Raw genomic sequence first — 14,569 nt, forward strand, 5'->3', positions numbered from 1 at the left:
TAAAAATTAAATAAACTGTGTCACAAAATACCAAAACACTAATGTTACGAATGACAATGGTATTCCAAAACCAATCATCATACTACTCAATCTGGGTTTTAAACCATGTGAAGTAGCCAAAATACTTGCTGTAATCATTGGAGCCATAGCAGCTTCCATGATAGATACCTGAATCGTTTTTGAATTTTGGTCTAAAATTACGACATACAATAAATAGATTAAAGCCGGAGTCAATATTAATTTATACAAAAGTCCCAATCCCAAAAATTTCCAATGTTGGCTTTTCCTATCAAATCGTAATTGTAATCCAACAGAAAGCATGGCCAAAGGAGTCATTATACTTCCCACTTTTTGCAAGCCGAACTGAATATATTCGTGAAAATCAAAATTGAACACATTCATTAAACAAGCCAGCAGAAAAGTGATAAATGGAGGAAAGAACAGTATTTTTTTTGCGATATGAAATCCGCTTGGGCTTCCACTAGAGAATAATGTGGCTACAAGAATTCCCAATGTCGAAAGCACCACAAAAGTGCCCGGCTGATCAACCAGAATGGCAGTTTTTAAACCTTCTTCACCATATAAAGCTTGGATAATTGGAAAACCTAAAAAGGAAGTATTTCCCAAACCGGCAGTTATAATCAAACAACCTGTAAGTTTTTTTGACCATCCAAACCTATTTCCTAAAAAGCTAAAAAACAAATACGAAACTGTAAAACCAATCCAAGTTACACCAATAGGAAACAACAGCTTATTATCCCATTCTATTTTAGGGATATAATACAAGGCCAAAGCAGGAAGACAGATATAAATAACCACATTATTTAAAATCTTGTACGCATTGGACGGAAAACGATTCACTTTTTGCAATACGATTCCAAGAAATAGACAAACGAAGATTAGGATAATGTTATTCATAGTGTAGAATTGAATGCAAAAATACTATTTAAATTTATTTAGAAAAGAAGGAAATCACCATTTTGATTTTTCCATTATGTTAAAAAAATAAAAAACTTGCTTATTTCAATTTTACTCGTAAATTTGTAATATATTTTATTACAGTATGATTTCAGGTAAATTTGCAATAACAATCCATATCCTTACTTTACTTTCTAAATTTCCAGAGGACTATTTATCTTCTGAATTTATAGCGGGAAGCATGAATTTACATCCAGTTTTAGTAAGAAAGGAAATAGCAAACCTGAAGAAAAACAATATTGTAGAAAGTAAAGAAGGTAAAAATGGAGGAACGAAATTGCTGAAATCTGCTTCAGATATTTCATTAGATGCCATTTTTAAAATGACTTTTGACACGGTAAATTTAGGTTTCTCAAAAAACAAACCCAATCCAGATTGCCTTGTAGGAAAGAAAATCAATGAAAATTTAGAAAATTTATATGAAAACATCAACGAAAAAATCAGCTTGCAATTAAGCGGCATTTCATTGGAAGATTTTTCGAATAAATTTTAAAACTATTTTTTTGAATTAAACTGTAACATTTTTTATTACTTTTAAATACATACCATTATGAAAATCGCAATTATTGGAGCCACAGGATTTGTAGGTTCCGCTATTTTAAATGAATTAGTAAATCGAAATCACGAAATTACGGCTATAGCAAGAAATCCTAAAAATGATGGAAACGCAACCATCAAATGGAAGAAAGCAGACATCAATAACGTTGAAGAACTGTCTAAGATTATTGCCGGAAATGATGTGGTAATAAATGCTTTCAGTGCCGGATGGACCAATCCAAATTTATATACCGATTTTCTTGAAGGATCGAAAGCGATTCAGGAAGCGGTTAAAAAATCAGGTGTGAAACGATTTATTACCATTGGTGGCGGAGGAAGTTTATTTGTCGCTCCCAATTTACAAGCGGTAGATACCCCCGATTTTCCAAAAGAATATCATGCCGGAGCGACAGCAGCAAGGGATTATTTGAACATTATTAAAGATGAAAAAGAGTTGGATTGGGCTTTCTTCAGTCCGGCTTTTGAAATGCACCAAGGAATTACTACAGGACGAACCGGAAAATACCGTTTGGGATTAGACACTCCAGTTTTTGATGAAAATCAAAGAAGCATTTTGTCTGTGGAAGATTTAGCAGTTGTTATTGCTGATGAAGCTGAAAATCCAAAACATCATCAAGTTCGTTTTACAGCAGCATACTAATTCATATCCAAATTCTTAATAAAACAGTTTCATAAGGCAATTGCTTTTTGAAACTGTTTTTGTTTTCACTACTTTTACTCTTCAAATAAAAAATTTTGTCGAATAAAAAACAGCATCCTAGCGCCTTACACGAAAAACCTGGAATTTCTCCCCCAGAGATTATCAGTCCAATCGCTGTTGCGCATATCAAAAAATTCAGAAAAATCCAACCTTCCCCAAAAGAATTGGTTGAGGGGATTTTAGCAGGAAATATAACGGCGCTGAGTCGAGCAATTACGCTAGTTGAAAGCACAAATAGCGATCATTTGGCGAAAGCCAACGAAGTTATAGATGCTTGTTTACCTCATGCTAATAAATCAATAAGAATAGGTATAACTGGAGTTCCCGGTGTTGGAAAAAGCACCTTTATTGAAGCTTTTGGAAAACACTTGACCAGTTTAGGAAAAAAAGTGGCAGTTCTCGCCGTTGATCCCAGTAGCACCATTTCGCATGGAAGTATTTTAGGTGACAAAACCCGAATGGAAGAATTGGTTAAAGATGAAAATGCTTTTATTCGTCCTTCTGCCTCTGGAGAAACATTGGGTGGTGTTGCCCGAAAAACCAGAGAAACAATTACGCTTTGTGAAGCTTGCGGGTTTGACACTATTATTATTGAAACAGTGGGAGTTGGTCAAAGCGAAACTGCGGTTCACAGTATGGCAGATTTTTTTTTACTGTTAAAAATTTCAGGCGCCGGTGATGAATTGCAAGGTATCAAACGCGGCATTATGGAAATGGCAGATGCTATCGTAATCAATAAAGCCGATGGCGATAATATTAGAAAAGCCAACTTAGCTAAAGTAGAATTCAATAGAGCTTTGCATCTTTTTCCTGCTAAAAAATCAGGTTGGATTCCTACCACTTCAACTTGTAGTGCAATTACTCATGAAGGAATTAGCGCTGTTTGGAAAACTATTGCCCAATTTCTGGAACTGACAAAAGAGAACAATTATTTCTTTGAAAAACGAAAAGAACAAAACCAATATTGGATGTTAGAGACCATCAACGAACAGTTGAAATTGAATTTTTACAATCATCCCAAAATTCACCAATTATTGGATTCAACTAAAAAAGCGGTGCAAAATGATGAGATTTCACCCTTTGCAGCCGCTCAATTATTATTGGAAAAATATTTTAAATTTTAGTCTCGAATACTTCAAATTATAGGAATAATATTTTTTAACGAATATTACCCACGGAATTTTTAGCCGTATCATGTTTCGTTTTTAAAACCCCATTTTCTATGGTAAAACCAACGCGAACCTGAGTTTTTAAGGTGTCTTTTAAACCCGAAGTCGCTTTTTCAACTATAACAAATGCTAATTCAAAATCACCTTCTGACAATTCCAACTTAGAATCACTTGCGTTATCTTCCATTTTCCAAACGAGTTTTCCTGTTCTTGCATAGGAAGCTGCAGCTGCACCACCCCCAGCACCTCCTGCTAAATTACCCACACTGGAAACTGCTGCCGAAATAATAGCACCACCCGGCAAAGCACCACCCAATAACGAAGCGCCTTGTGATAATGCACCTCCAGCAGCATGTAACCCTTGATTTACTTTTTCGCCAAAAGCAAGACTCTCATTTCTCGACAATTCAACAATGTTACTATTGGCTATATTAACTTTGTATCCTGTATTAGAAGGAAATAAAACGACACAACCTCCTTCAGTTAATATGACATTTATTTTACCCGCATTTACTTTCTCGCCAAATGTTGCTCCTTGAGTCTGTTTTGGAACGGTAACATTCATCGAAATTCTATTTGGCATTCCTCCATTTATATTGTTTATATTGCTTTTTGCATTGACTATCGTTTCTGGGGCTGCCTTTGTTTCTATTCCATTTAAAGAATTATCTTTTTGTACTTTTTTCTCTTTTATAGAGGCATCTAATTTTTTTAATTGAGCAAAACTATTTTGCGCCAATAAAAGCAAAACAATAATAACTTTTGAAATTGTTTTTGTATTTTTCATCACAGTTTAGATTTAATGGTTTATAGTAGTATATCAATAAAGTTCCATTTTTGTTACCCTCAATTTTAGTAAAAAAATTTAACAGAACAAACTTATAATTAAGCCATTAAAATTAACTAATAATATTTAAAATCAATAATAAAAAAATTAAACAAAAAAAAGCGATGCTAAATGATGAAATTTCATCTTTAGCATCGCTTTTATATTATTTGAAAAAAATTAAAAAATAAACTTACTCTTTTTCGTAACGCTCCATTTCCCTATCGTAAAATTCATTCGCCAGAACAATCAATCCTTCCATTTCAGCATTTAATTCGCCTTCATCAAGATCTTCTGCTTCTTCCATGAACTCTACCTCATCATCTTTTAGATTGATAATAAATCTTGGGTAATCTAAGTGTATGATGAAAATATCTTCCGGAAAATCAGTATTGTCGCCTAGTAAAAATTTTGGTAATTCCATTTTTTTATGTTTAATCGGTTAATCGTTGTTTTTGTTTATTCGATTAAACAAATAACCGAATAAACTTTTAAAAAATCTATTTATCAGAAAGTATAACTGGTGTATTCCCTCTACCATTCATAAAAATGATTTTAGTATTAGGAGAAGCAGCCAGTTCTTTTTGTGCTTTTATTTGTTCGTATTGCAATTGTTTATCTGATAAGCCAGTAGAAATAATTCTTTGATAATCAGCAATACCTTGTGCTTCCACTCTTTTTCGTTCCGCTTCCTGTTTTTCTTTTTGAAGTACAAAAGTCATCTTTTGAGCGTCTTGTTCAGCATTTATTTTACTTTCTATCGTTGTTTTTACAGAAGTAGGAAGATTGATATTTCTAATTAGCAATTGCTCTAAAACCAATCCTCTGGTTTTAAAATCAGCCTCTATTGTTTTGAAAATTCGTTGTTGAAATTCGTTTCTTTTGGTAGAATATAAAGCGACTGCATCATAATAAACAGCGTTGTCACGAATACGGGTTCTTGTTACGGGACGAACAATTTTATCGGAATAATCAACACCAATTTGTTTGAAAATTTTCGGCGCTGACTCTGGCGAAACACGGAATAAAACGGTCAAATCAATTACCACTTCCAGACCGTCATTTGACAAAACACGAATCGCATCGTCACCTGCTTGAGCACCTTCTCCATGAACTGCTGACATGGTGTAGTTTTGAGTTTGAATATCAAAATCAGTTACATCCAACAATGGATTTATCAAATGCAATCCACTTTCCAAAACATCAGGTTGCACACTTCCGTATAGCGATTGAACTCCCACTTTTCCCGCATCAATCTGTTTGAACATCGAAGAAAAAAGCCCTAAAGTAATTACTAAAACGCCAATAATTTTTAGAACATTTGCAAATTTTGAAAACGGATTTACATTGCTTTTTAATGAAAAACTTGTAATCAATAAAATTATTCCAAGAATAATAAATAGTATCATTTTTTTATTTGGTTGGTTAGGTTTGTATGCTTATTATACGAGGAAAGAAATTAGAAGTTACATTGTAAGAACATTATTAATTATGATTCTTTAAAACTAATTTTCTTGTTAATCTCGCAAAGCGAATATACAAAAATAAAGCGGCAGCTGTTAATCCTGCCAAAAGTCCTATCCAAATCCCAACCGCTTTCAATTCAGTGTATTTTCCTAAATAATAGGAAATAGGAAAACCAATAACCCAATACGCCACAAAGGTAATATACATCGGAATTTTTACATCTTGTAAACCGCGTAATGCACCCAAAACAACAACTTGAATTCCATCCGAGATTTGGAAAATGGCTGCAATCAAGAGTAATTTTGAAGTTATAATGATGATTTCTTCGTTATCCAGCATCTGAGCTGAATCCGTCATATTTAAGAACAAATGCGGTAAAAAATTATGGAATACCACAAAGATTATCGCAAAAAAGGTTTCTAATATAATTGCCAATAAAAAAATAGATCGCGCTACAGTAATCAATTTTTTATAATCGTTCATTCCTTTAGTATGGCTCACTCGGATCATTGCAGTAACGCTTAAACCCATTGCAACCATAAAAGTTGAGGATGCCAAAATAAGTGCAATCTGATTGGCGGCCTGACTATTTTTTCCTAAAGAACCCGAAAGCCAAATCGCAGCGGTAAACAAAGTTACTTCAAACAACATTTGCATTGCTGAAGGCAAACCAAGATTGATAATTTTTTTCAAAATTGATTTCCGTATTTCTTTAAAACTAAAATTCTTAAAATATTTTTTCAACGCTGAATTTCTTTTCATTAGGTAATGCATAAAAACCACCATCATTACCCTTGATAGTACTGTTCCTAATGCTGCCCCCAGAATTCCTAATTTTGGAAAAATCCAAATTCCGTAAATCAGTACATAATTAAAAAATACATGCACAACATTAGCCATGAAAATAGCATACATCGAATACTTTGTTTTAGCTAAACCATCTGCAAATTGTTTGTATCCCTGATACATAATCACCGGAATTAAAGAAAATGCAACCCAATCAATATATGGAGCAGCCATATCAGCGACTTCTTTGGGTTGGTGCATCAAATACATAATTTGTTTAGAGAGCACCGTCAGAATAAATAATGCAACTCCTAAAACCGTGCATAAAAGCAACCCATGATGAAAAGTCGAACGGATTTTTTGATCATCTTTTTCAGCGTCAGCCTCAGCCACTAATGGAGTGATTGCTGTCGAAAACCCTATTCCTAAAGACAAAGCAATGAATATAAAGCTGTTACCCAGAGAAACGGCAGCCAACTCCGTAGAACCCAATTTTCCAACCATAAAATTATCTACGATCCCAATCAAAGTATGGCCGAGCATTCCTAAAATTACAGGGTATGCTAATTTAATATTATAAGAAAACTCTTTGGTATATTGAGATAAATTCACTTTTATACTTTTTTGGGCAAAGATAATTAGAAGGTTTCAATTGCATCGATACTATTGCAAATATAACACCTCTTTTTTATTGGTTTTTTAAACAAAACGAGGAATTCTATAACAAAACCAATTAATTCTATAACATTTCAGAGTTACACTACTACTACTTTTGTACCATCGTTTTGTATCATTAAAAAACAAAATGATGAAACAATTATTAAACAAAATATTACAATTATGAAAATTTCAGAAAAAATTAAAACAGTATTAGTATTAGCAATCTCAGCAATATTCGCAAGCAATGTTGAAGCTCAAGAAACAAAAGAAGTTAAAAATTACGATCAAGGATTTCGTTTAGGAGTTGGTATAAATGGTGGTGTTCCAACTAATAATGATGTTTACGACTGGTCATTAGGTGCAGATGTTAGAGGTCAATATGATTTAACTAAAAGATATTCACTTTTATTAACTACTGGTTTTACAAACTTATTTAATTACAAAGATGCACAAGATTTAACGAACACTAAAGATTTAGGTTTTATCCCTGTAAAAGCAGGTTTTAAAGCTTTCGTTTGGAATGACGAATTCTATGTTTTAGGTGAAGTTGGTGGTGGAATCGCCGTTACAAACGGTCACAAACAAGATACTTACTTATGGTCTCCAGGAATTGGATATGCTGGTAAAGATATTGATGTAAGTTTACGTTATGAAGGATACACAGAATATGATACAAATCAAATTGCTTTACGTATCGCTTATGGTTTTAAACTATAAAACATAAATAATTCTATAAAAAAATGCGCTGAAATTCAGCGCATTTTTTTTGGTCTATTCTTTCTTCAACATCTCTTTATACATTTCAAAATTAGCTTTTACTTTCTCATCTAATTGCGGTTCTTTGATATCGGTATATTTTTGCATTTCTTCCCAGATAATTTTGGCGACAACATATCGTGCCATTTCCTTATCGTCAGCAGGAATGATATACCAAGGTGCATTTTCGGTAGCGGTTTTATTAATTGCCTCTTCATAATACTGCATGTATTCATCCCAATGCTCGCGCTCTTTCAAATCTCCGGGTGAAAATTTCCAGTGGTGCTCTACTTCTTCCAGTCGGCGTAGCAAGCGTTTGCGTTGCTCTTCCTTACTCATGTGAAAGTAAAATTTCAAAACAATGGTTCCGTTTTGCGTGATGTGTTTTTCAAAATTATTGATTTGCTCCAATCGGTCTTCCCAAAACTGTGGCGTTATAGCTGAAACATTTTCAATTCCCGGCAAATTTTCATTCATAATATATTCCGGATGCACACGGGTAACCAAAACATTCTCATAATGCGTTCTGTTAAAAACTGCAAACTTCCCTTTCTCGGGCAAAGCCAAATAATGTCTCCACAAATAATCGTGTTCCAGTTCCGTAGAATTGGGTGTTTTAAAACTATGCACCTCAACACCACGCGGATTAAATTCCTTAAAAACCTCCCGAATCAGACTATCCTTCCCCGATGTGTCCATGCCTTGCAAACAAATCAAAACGCCGTATCGATTGTGTGCATACATCACATCCTGCAACTCGCTCAATTTCGCCTGAACTTTATCCAGTTTTTCCTCTTTATCATCATCACTGGAATCATTGAACAAGTTAGTAGGGATTTTGGCCAATTCAATTTTGCCAATCACTTTAAAATCATCGGGATTTATAGACTTCATAAGAAATATTTTATCTTTGCAAACTCAAATATAACAAATTATAAGGAGCATTTTCCAGCTATTCGTTGCAATCTTTTATTATTTTAAAGAAAAATAATAAAAGGATTTCCACTGCTATCTGGGCTAGGCACTCGTTCTCAAAACATATACAATGGAAAAATTCACACTCGAATTATTATTTCAAATCATCGGTATTGGTTCAGCATCAGGACTCATTTACAAAGACAATTCACTACTGATTATTGGTGACAACAGCGGTTTTCTTTACGAATACCACATGGATTCCCAGAATTTAAAACGTCATCCGTTATTAGAAAACCCAACAGAAAACACGCTAAAAAAAGACAAAGCTGATTTTGAAGCCATAACCTATTTTGGTGATAGTTTGTATGTTTTTGGCTCCGGTTCCACCGAAAAAAGGAACAAAATGATACAACTCAACTCCAGCGATAAAAAGGTGATTGCTACAAATGACATCGCCGATTTATATGCGGTCATGCAAAATTTTGGAGAAATAAAACCCGAAGATTTCAACATTGAAGGCGCCATATATAATGGCGAAAGTTGGTTTTTATTGAATCGTGGCAACGGAAGTTCCAATAAGAATGTCCTTTTCACCATCGAAGGAAAAAACCTGATTAACGATTTTACTATTCTTTCAAATGCATACAAACTCCCTAAAATAAAAGGAGTACGCAGTAGTTTTACCGATGCCGTTTTAGTCGATGACAGCATTTATTTTTTGGCCACAGCCGAAGATACCGAATCTACTTATGATGATGGTGAAGTTTTAGGAAGTCTTATTGGGAGAATCAACCTGAAAACCATGAAAATCGATTTCACTCAAAAAATTAGCAGTACTCATAAATTCGAAGGATTGACTTTATACGCTAATTCAAAAGAAAAAATCGAATTCCTGCTTTGTGAAGACAAAGACACCGAAGTTTTAGAAACAAATATTTACAAATTGACAATCAACTTAATTTAAAATGACGGACTATTTAAAAACAACTAAAAAATCAGTCCTAATTGGTGGGATTTTATTTTTACTACTAATTCTATTTACTGTCGCAGCATCTTTGCAATTATTAGAGCACACTAATTTTAGTAAACAAATAACATTTTCTATCTCCAGATTAGCTATTTGGGTTTGTCTGTTTTTACTGTATATGTATTCCATTAAGATCGAAAAACAGCCTTTTCTATTATGGCCTGAAGAAAAATATTCGCTGAACTTTTTTTTAAAATCGGTAGCTAAATTAATGCTTTCTCTTTTTCTGATAATGCTTGTTGTCTATTTTATTTTTAAAATAGCTGATTCAAATATTGATAGTAAAAAGATGAACGAAATCATGAAACTTTTTAAAAACAATATTTTTTTAATCCTATTTACATCAATAACTGCAGGAGTTTCAGAAGAATTAATCTTTAGAGGATACCTAATTCCCCGATTAGAAATACTACTAAAAAACACTCGTGTAGCAATCCTTACATCAAGTATTCTTTTCGGCCTTATACATTATAGCTACGGAAGTCTAATACAAATAATTGGTCCCATTTTTATAGGACTTGTATTTGCTCTACATTATAAAAAATACAAAAACATTAAAATTTTAATAATGTGCCATTTCTTATGGGATTTATTAGTTCTACTCAACAAAACATCGCAATTACAGTAATATAAAATTATACTTTTTTTCACATTATGATTCCTTCAAAAAAAAGTGAATAGTTTAACTTTGCTTACAACTTACAAATTTGAATAAAATGACAGATTTAAAAAATAAAAATGCCCTAATCACCGGCGCAGGAAAAGGAATTGGAAAAGCAATCGCTTTGGCATTAGCCAAAGAAGGCGTAAATATAATTTTAGTAGCACGAACACAGGAAGAAATAGACAGTGTAGCTGCCAAAGTACGTTCTTTAAGAGTAAAAGCACTGGCGATAACCGCTGATGTTGCTGATATTAATTCGGTAAACGCTGCCGTTGCCAAAGCATTAGCTGAATTTGGAACTATTGATATTTTAATCAACAATGCCGGGATAGCCGCTTTTGGAAAATTCTTAGAATTAGAACCAACGGATTGGGAACGCATCATACAGGTAAACCTTATGGGAACCTATTATGTGACACGCGCCGTTTTGCCAAATATGATTGAAAGACAAACTGGCGATATCATCAATATTTCTTCAACAGCCGGATTAAGTGGAAATGCGCTAACGAGCGCTTATAGTGCTTCTAAATTTGCTGTTTTAGGATTAACGGAATCGTTAATGCAGGAAGTTCGCAAACATAATATTCGTGTAACGGCTTTAACGCCTAGCACTGTTGCCACTGACATGGCCAAAGAATTAAATTTGACGGATGGCAATCCTGATAAAGTCATGCAAGCAGAAGATATGGCCGAATTAATCATCGCGCAACTCAAATTAAACCGACGCGTATTTATCAAAAACAGCAGTATTTGGTCAACAAATCCGTAATAAGAAAATGGTTAAACACGAATTTCACTAATTTACACAAAACTGTTCGCGTAAATTAGTGACAAGACACACAGATTGTCCAAAACAAAAATCTGCAAAAATCTACAAAATCTGCGTGCTAAAAATTTTTCACGCAGATTTTGTAGATTCAGCAGATTTTATAGCTCATATTAACTATTTCGAATTCTTAAACCAAACATTTGAAAAGAGTTAAATAGAGTTTGTGTTAATTCCTTTAAATTAAACGAGAAAAAATTAGTGACTAAAAATTCGTAGCAGAACCTATTCTTTGTGCTAAAAAACTATCTTTTTAAACCTCAACATTCAAGAACTCCATTCGCACACTTCCATCTTCATCAATTTTTGTTAAATTGATATCATGTAATGTATTTACTAATTCTGGATTCCAAGGTGTTTTTACTTTCACATAGTTTTCAGTAAAACCGTGAATATACCCTTCTTTATTTTCGCTTTCAAACAAAACAGTTCTGTTTGTTCCCAATTGACTTTCATAAAAGGCACGGCGTTTTTTAACGGATAGTCCACGCATCATTTTACTTCGCTTGGCCCGAACATTTCCAGGAACAACACCTTCCATTGCTGCCGCTTCTGTATTATCCCGTTCTGAATAGGTGAAAACATGCAAATAGGAAATATCCATATCATTCAGGAAATGATAGGTTTCCAAGAAGTGTTCATCTGTTTCACCAGGAAAACCAACAATCACATCCACACCAATACAAGCATGCGGCATGACTTCACGAATCTTATTTACTCGTTCCGTATATACTTCGCGTTGGTAACGACGTTTCATCAACTTCAAAATATCATTACTTCCGGATTGCAACGGAATGTGAAAATGTGGTACAAAAGTTCTACTTTTCGATACAAATTCAATCGTTTCGTTTTTTAATAAATTAGGTTCAATAGACGAAATTCGCAATCTTTCGATTCCTTCCACTTTGTCTAATTCCTGAACCAATTCTAAAAATGTATGTTCGTGTTTTTTATTTCCAAATTCCCCTTTTCCGTAATCCCCAATATTTACACCGGTAAGAACAATTTCTTTGATATTTTGTTTCGAAATTTCAGATGCATTTTTCAACACATTTTCCAGTTCATCACTTCTCGAAATCCCTCTTGCTAACGGAATCGTACAATAGGTACATTTATAATCGCAACCATCCTGCACTTTCAAGAAAGCACGGGTTCTGTCTCCTATCGAATAACTTCCCACATAAAAATCGGCTTCAGCAATTTCACAAGAATGTACTTCTCCAAAATCATTTTTGGACAAATCATTGATATAATCAGCCAATTTAAATTTTTCAGTTGCACCAAGAACTAAATCAACGCCATCAACTGCCGCTAATTCCTCCGGTTTCAATTGTGCATAACACCCTACCGCTGCAACAAATGCCTTATCATTCAATTTCATTGCTTTTCGCACGACTTGCTTGAACTGCTTATCTGCATTTTCAGTAACCGAACACGTATTAATCACATACATATCAGCCACTTCCTCAAAATCTACCCGATCAAAACCTTCATCTTGAAGATTTCGGGCAATTGTAGAAGTTTCCGAAAAATTCAGTTTGCAACCAAGCGTATAAAAAGCCACTTTTTTTCTGTTTTCCATAAGATAACTCAATTAATGAAATCGTTGTCAAAAAATTGAGTGCGCAAATTTACGAACAAAAATTTATAATTAATAGTATCGCAGGATTTTGTCAAGATATTCGCTTTTGAAAAAATAATTACACACAGGGTTATCTTTTATTTATTTACATGAAAAGATTTAGGATCTATCACTGGCAGAATAGCATTATGCAAATAAGTACCTTTAAGTGTCGAAAACATAATACCTCGAAGTGTTGAAATAGATATTGAATTCATAGCTATTATTATATCAGATGGCAATTTAACTTCTTTTTCAATTGCAAAACTTGCTAAATCTTCTATTTCGAACACCAAGTTTACCGAAAGATTAGCTAAAATAGATTTCTCATCTTCTACAAAAATGGCAACAATAGGTTTAATAACAATCAAATTTTGATCGATATTAACCAAATGCTCTATATTGATATTGAATTTAAAAATAACATCATCCGGAAGTGCATAATCTATAGCAGTTAAACTCGACTGAGCAATTTCGATGTTCTTTAATCTAAAATTGATATTTTGTGATATATCCATGTTTACGCTGTTAATGAATAAGAATGCGATATATCTAGCTTTGTAAAATTAAGCAAGCTGGAAAAATTAAAACTTCTCTTAAGTTCGCCAGATGACGCTACTTCAATATGCACATTTTTTATGGCTATCTTTTCATTAAGTTCTGAATTCACCAATTTAATAGGCAACACATCTTCCAATAACAACAGTGTGTCGGTAGTAAAATTATGTGTACCGCTTAGCCATTTACTTATTTCTGAATTGTTCTTATTTATTTTTTTGGCAAATTCCGATTTTTTTAAGCCTGTAGCTTCAATAGCATCTGCAATTTTAATTGCCAATCTCATTTTACGCTCTGTTCTTTCTAATTCTTCATTAGAAATAGTTGCTATAAGAGAATCTAATATTGGGCTATTGTAGGTTTTGGGTGTGTTTTTAGATTTCATACGAAGTTACTATTTGTTTTTTATTGGAATATGGTATCCCCATTTTTCGTTTTTATTTATTTTTCTGAATCTTGGTGATTTCATAATCTTCAAAATTAAAGGTTAAATCGCCTTCAAAATCCATAAAGTTGGGCTTAGTAATATCTTTATCTTTTAATCTTTGAGTAATTTCTTTTGAAAGATCTCTTAAAAAATAATTTTCTGCTTCTAGTTTTTTATCTTCTTGTAATGCTCTTATTGTTTTAGGTTTAAAACCACCTCCACCTAAAATAACAATATCATTACCATATCTAATACAATATAATCTTAATTTAGAATTTGGATCATCATATAACGCACAAACACCGTCTCCAGGAACACCTTCATTTGTTTTGAAAAACTGCTCTCTTGCTCCTGTTTTCTTTCCAATAGTAAGTAGTCTTTGAACGATGTCTTTTATTTCAAGGTTATACTCTGAAATATTCTCTTCAATGAATTTGTCAAATAATGTTTTTTCTTCCTCTTCAATATACACGGAATATATGGATGAATGTGTTCCACTAAAGTTTTCAAGTTTTACTAATGTACATTCCATAGTTGTATTGAGAGTGCAAAGATAAATAAATATTTCACTTATAAGTGAAATTTAATAGTAATTAACATTGTTAGGAAATAAGAATATAATAACATT

At 33.2% G+C, this 14,569-nt stretch carries 17 protein-coding genes; 7 read left to right on the top strand and 10 right to left on the bottom strand.

Annotated elements, in window-relative coordinates; all coding sequences use genetic code 11:
* Positions 1-6: 6 nt before the first annotated feature.
* Positions 7-918, bottom strand: a complete 912-nt coding sequence (locus ACM55F_RS12985; RefSeq protein WP_416854227.1) for an AEC family transporter — start codon at positions 916-918, stop codon at positions 7-9.
* A 145-nt stretch (positions 919-1,063) separates the two neighbouring features.
* On the opposite strand from ACM55F_RS12985, the gene ACM55F_RS12990 reads away from it, so the two are divergent.
* The 3 genes from ACM55F_RS12990 (at position 1,064) to meaB (ending at position 3,360) form a co-directional block, all read left to right on the top strand.
* Complete coding sequence (locus ACM55F_RS12990) at positions 1,064-1,471, top strand: Rrf2 family transcriptional regulator (RefSeq protein WP_416854228.1); 408 nt, start codon at positions 1,064-1,066, stop codon at positions 1,469-1,471.
* A 57-nt stretch (positions 1,472-1,528) separates the two neighbouring features.
* Entirely contained in the window at positions 1,529-2,176 is a 648-nt protein-coding gene (locus ACM55F_RS12995; protein ID WP_416854229.1) for an NAD(P)-dependent oxidoreductase, read from the top strand.
* Positions 2,177-2,271: 95 nt separating this feature from the next.
* A complete protein-coding gene (meaB, locus tag ACM55F_RS13000; protein ID WP_416854230.1) occupies positions 2,272-3,360 on the top strand; it encodes a methylmalonyl Co-A mutase-associated GTPase MeaB in 1,089 nt (362 codons plus the stop codon).
* Between the two features lie 34 nt (positions 3,361-3,394).
* Here meaB and ACM55F_RS13005 read toward each other — a convergent pair whose 3' ends face one another.
* The 4 genes from ACM55F_RS13005 to ACM55F_RS13020 all read right to left on the bottom strand — a co-directional run bounded on the left by ACM55F_RS13005 (position 3,395) and on the right by ACM55F_RS13020 (position 7,096).
* Positions 3,395-4,192 (bottom strand): hypothetical protein, encoded by a 798-nt coding sequence (locus tag ACM55F_RS13005; protein WP_416854231.1) that lies wholly within the window; start codon positions 4,190-4,192, stop codon positions 3,395-3,397.
* 232 nt (positions 4,193-4,424) lie between these two features.
* Positions 4,425-4,655 carry a hypothetical protein gene (locus ACM55F_RS13010; RefSeq protein WP_039110009.1) on the bottom strand — a complete coding sequence of 77 codons (231 nt, stop codon included), beginning with the start codon at positions 4,653-4,655 and terminating at the stop codon, positions 4,425-4,427.
* A 76-nt stretch (positions 4,656-4,731) separates the two neighbouring features.
* The gene (locus ACM55F_RS13015; protein WP_416854232.1) at positions 4,732-5,640 is read right to left on the bottom strand and encodes a prohibitin family protein; all 909 of its coding nucleotides are present in this window, start codon (positions 5,638-5,640) and stop codon (positions 4,732-4,734) included.
* Positions 5,641-5,716: 76 nt separating this feature from the next.
* A complete protein-coding gene (locus ACM55F_RS13020) occupies positions 5,717-7,096 on the bottom strand; it encodes an MATE family efflux transporter (RefSeq protein ID WP_416854233.1) in 1,380 nt (459 codons plus the stop codon).
* A gap of 228 nt (positions 7,097-7,324) precedes the next feature.
* Between ACM55F_RS13020 and ACM55F_RS13025 the strand changes: the two genes are divergently transcribed.
* Positions 7,325-7,861, top strand: coding sequence for a hypothetical protein (locus ACM55F_RS13025; RefSeq protein WP_416854234.1), 537 nt, complete (start codon positions 7,325-7,327; stop codon positions 7,859-7,861).
* 54 nt (positions 7,862-7,915) lie between these two features.
* On the opposite strand, the gene ACM55F_RS13030 is transcribed toward ACM55F_RS13025, so the two are convergent.
* Entirely contained in the window at positions 7,916-8,794 is an 879-nt protein-coding gene (locus ACM55F_RS13030) for a PPK2 family polyphosphate kinase (protein WP_416854235.1), read from the bottom strand.
* A gap of 151 nt (positions 8,795-8,945) precedes the next feature.
* Here ACM55F_RS13030 and ACM55F_RS13035 point away from each other — a divergent pair, with 151 nt between their 5' ends.
* The 3 genes from ACM55F_RS13035 (at position 8,946) to ACM55F_RS13045 (ending at position 11,278) form a co-directional block, all read left to right on the top strand.
* Positions 8,946-9,782 (top strand): DUF6929 family protein, encoded by an 837-nt coding sequence (locus tag ACM55F_RS13035; protein WP_416854236.1) that lies wholly within the window; start codon positions 8,946-8,948, stop codon positions 9,780-9,782.
* A 364-nt stretch (positions 9,783-10,146) separates the two neighbouring features.
* Complete coding sequence (locus ACM55F_RS13040) at positions 10,147-10,473, top strand: CPBP family intramembrane glutamic endopeptidase (protein ID WP_416854292.1); 327 nt, start codon at positions 10,147-10,149, stop codon at positions 10,471-10,473.
* Between the two features lie 88 nt (positions 10,474-10,561).
* On the top strand, positions 10,562-11,278 hold the full coding sequence (locus tag ACM55F_RS13045) for a 3-ketoacyl-ACP reductase (protein WP_416854237.1): 717 nt from the start codon (positions 10,562-10,564) through the stop codon (positions 11,276-11,278).
* A 310-nt stretch (positions 11,279-11,588) separates the two neighbouring features.
* On the opposite strand, the gene mtaB is transcribed toward ACM55F_RS13045, so the two are convergent.
* The 4 genes from mtaB to ACM55F_RS13065 all read right to left on the bottom strand — a co-directional run bounded on the left by mtaB (position 11,589) and on the right by ACM55F_RS13065 (position 14,473).
* Positions 11,589-12,917, bottom strand: a complete 1,329-nt coding sequence (gene mtaB / locus ACM55F_RS13050; RefSeq protein WP_416854238.1) for a tRNA (N(6)-L-threonylcarbamoyladenosine(37)-C(2))-methylthiotransferase MtaB — start codon at positions 12,915-12,917, stop codon at positions 11,589-11,591.
* 137 nt (positions 12,918-13,054) lie between these two features.
* Complete coding sequence (locus ACM55F_RS13055; RefSeq protein WP_416854239.1) at positions 13,055-13,474, bottom strand: hypothetical protein; 420 nt, start codon at positions 13,472-13,474, stop codon at positions 13,055-13,057.
* Between the two features lie 2 nt (positions 13,475-13,476).
* Positions 13,477-13,899, bottom strand: coding sequence for a helix-turn-helix domain-containing protein (locus ACM55F_RS13060; protein WP_416854241.1), 423 nt, complete (start codon positions 13,897-13,899; stop codon positions 13,477-13,479).
* A gap of 52 nt (positions 13,900-13,951) precedes the next feature.
* Entirely contained in the window at positions 13,952-14,473 is a 522-nt protein-coding gene (locus tag ACM55F_RS13065) for a hypothetical protein (protein ID WP_416854242.1), read from the bottom strand.
* Positions 14,474-14,569: the final 96 nt, after the last annotated feature.

The sequence above is a fragment of the Flavobacterium melibiosi genome, assembly GCF_048158545.1.
Classification (GTDB): domain Bacteria; phylum Bacteroidota; class Bacteroidia; order Flavobacteriales; family Flavobacteriaceae; genus Flavobacterium; species Flavobacterium melibiosi.